Annotated in this window: 2 protein-coding genes; both read left to right on the top strand. The window is 55.3% G+C overall.

Going from position 1 to position 1,614, the window contains the following annotated elements; translation table 11 throughout:
- Positions 1-102: 102 nt before the first annotated feature.
- The gene (locus G467_RS0114780; RefSeq protein WP_022970506.1) at positions 103-384 is read left to right on the top strand and encodes a hypothetical protein; all 282 of its coding nucleotides are present in this window, start codon (positions 103-105) and stop codon (positions 382-384) included.
- 788 nt (positions 385-1,172) lie between these two features.
- On the top strand, positions 1,173-1,457 hold the full coding sequence (locus tag G467_RS18135) for a hypothetical protein (protein ID WP_155844917.1): 285 nt from the start codon (positions 1,173-1,175) through the stop codon (positions 1,455-1,457).
- Positions 1,458-1,614: the final 157 nt, after the last annotated feature.

Raw genomic sequence — 1,614 nt, forward strand, 5'->3', positions numbered from 1 at the left:
GAACTTGGCATTTCCGGGTGCTACGCTGCGCCTAACAAATCATTCCAGCGGAACAAAACGGCAAGCCGTTTTGTCCGCTAAATTCAGGCGTTAGGCTGCTAAGTGAATCTTTACTCGCTCGTAGTCGAGTGTCAGGGCAAGACGGTCTCCACTCAGGTCGAAGCCAAAAGCGCCGAGTCCGCGGTGTCGACTCTACTTGCCGGCCCCTACTTGCATATGCGGGAGGCGGCCTTCGGCGCAATTGCGCCGGATCTGGATGCCGCGGATATCATCTATGTCAGGCCGATGATGGATTTGGTCAACATCTGGGCCGCCTCCGCCGGGCGCAACGGCAAGTACATTTCCATTGTCTGCGTTCGCACGGTTGTGGGCGGCGCAGCCTAACTAATCATTCAAGCCGACGCCTTCGGCGCGGCTTAACTCAGGCGTTAGGCCGGTGGAACCGAGCACAACGAAGATCTTGGCTATTTCAGTGATTGTCGCGATTGGAAACTTCGCGATATCTCAAGCATTGGGGCCTAGTCTAAAGTTCATTTGCGCTACTGGCGGTGGGTGTGTGGCTGCGGCAACTCCACAGCTGTTTGTTTCTGCGCTTCTAGGCCTGCCCCTTTCTTCCGCTGGCGGCTCCTTCGCCTCGCTCTACAACTCTTTTGCACTGCAATCTGCGGCAAATGCAATCATTTGGGGCGTCGCGACTTTTGGCATACTGTTGCTATTCCGAAGGCTCCATCCAAGAGCCTAACAATTCATTCCAGCGGAACAACACGGCTTGCAGCCGCGTTGTCCGCTAAATTCAGGCGTTAGGTACTCATGTTCAAGTACTTCCTGTCCGCCCTTCTCTTGCTTTCCTGGGCGGCGGTTGGTTACGCCGCGCTTCACTATGCTTCCGCCTGTCTAATTCCAACCGAGTGCTTGGACATGGGAGAGGCCTTCGACTACGTTGCTTGGGAGTGCTCCCAAGCTGAGGTCCCACCTTCCTCTGGCCTGCATTTCATCCGGAACCCGGTCTTTTTTCCCCTCATCGCGGTCACTTTCGCTGCCAGCGTTGTCACGGTTCTTTGGCGCCGCTATCGTCGTACCTAACAAGTCATTGCAGCGGACGGCCGACGTCTTGCTGATTTCAATCCACTGCTGCGGCGCGGCCGCCGCTAAATTCAGGCGTTAGGCGTCACATGAAGACTTCCGATTATTCTGAAATACCTCCCGAAGTATTGGCTCGCGTCAAACGCCGATTGTTCTTCCTTGGGCTATTTGTGATTGTTCTTAGCGTTGCTAACGTGGTTGGCGGAGCCGCCATGTCTCCCTATGGGATACAGACTGGTGACATCATTGCTGGGCTCGTCGTTGGGGTAATAGTTGGTAGTTGCATTTTCGCTGGCTGGCGCATTGGTCTGAAGCGCCTTGCGCAAATCTATCGGGAAAAGAAAGATCGCCCTAGCGGTGATAGTGGCGCCTAACAAATCATTCCAGCGGACGGCCGACGTCTGGCCGATTTCAATCCACTGCTGCGGCGCGGCCGCCGCTAAATTCAGGCGTTAGGCGCTTATGTTCGGAATCACTTGGATTGTTGCAATTTCCGTGGCTCACGCAGGCCTCGCGCTTTGGGCGATCATT

This window comes from Arenimonas oryziterrae DSM 21050 = YC6267, from assembly GCF_000420545.1.
Classification (GTDB): Bacteria; Pseudomonadota; Gammaproteobacteria; order Xanthomonadales; family Xanthomonadaceae; genus Arenimonas; species Arenimonas oryziterrae.